This is a genomic window from Rothia sp. HMSC062H08, from assembly GCF_001810775.1.
Classification (GTDB): domain Bacteria; phylum Actinomycetota; class Actinomycetes; order Actinomycetales; family Micrococcaceae; genus Rothia.
The window spans coordinates 1-756 of the sequence record NZ_KV802641.1 but is presented as its reverse complement, the minus strand read 5'-3'; the positions used below and the strand labels follow the sequence as shown (position 1 = coordinate 756).

The 756-nt window shown below is 63.5% G+C and carries 1 pseudogene; it reads right to left on the bottom strand.

The window, feature by feature from the left end:
- A pseudogene (locus HMPREF2765_RS00010) lies at positions 1-756 on the bottom strand (IS256 family transposase); the annotation flags it as partial.

Here is a 756-nt window from a genome sequence, read left to right as displayed (position 1 = left end):
GCCTTCGGCCCATTCGTCGTTTTGTTCGGCTAGGACGGCTCCGACTAGGCGGATGATTGCGTGGCGGTTGGGGAAGATTCCCACGGTGTCGGTGCGGCGGCGGATTTCGCGGTTGAGGCGTTCGTTGGGGTTGTTGGACCAGATCTGGGTCCACACCCCGGTGGGGAAGGACGCGAACGCGAGGACGTCTGCCCTGGCTTGATCGAGGTGATCACACACGGCGGGGAGCTTGTCGTGGACGTAGTCCAAGAGCCGGTCGTATTGAGCGTTGACCGATGCTGCGTCGGGTTGGTCGTACACCGAGTGCAGCATCGCTTTGACGGCGGGCCATAGTGCTTTGGGGGTGACCGACATGAGATTAGCGGCGTAGTGGGTGCGGCATCGTTGCCAAGTGGCTCCGGGCAGGTTGGCGGCGATGGCTTCAACCAGGCCCAGATGGGCGTCACTGGTGACCAGGCGCACGCCGGTCAGGCCTCGGGCGACCAGGTCGGCGAAGAACTCCTTCCAGGCTGGAGCGGTCTCACTGGTAGATACGCGCACCCCAGCACTTCGCGGTGTCCGTCATTGTTGACTCCGGTGGCAACCAGAACCGCGCACGAGACGACGCGTCCTCCTTCGCGTACTTTCATGGTGAGCGCGTCAGCGGCGACGAAGGTGAAAGGCCCGGCATCGTGGAGGGGCCGGTTGCGGAACTGGTCCACGTGTTCGTCGAGGTCTGTTGCCATCCGTGAGACCTGGGACTTGGACAGTCCTGTG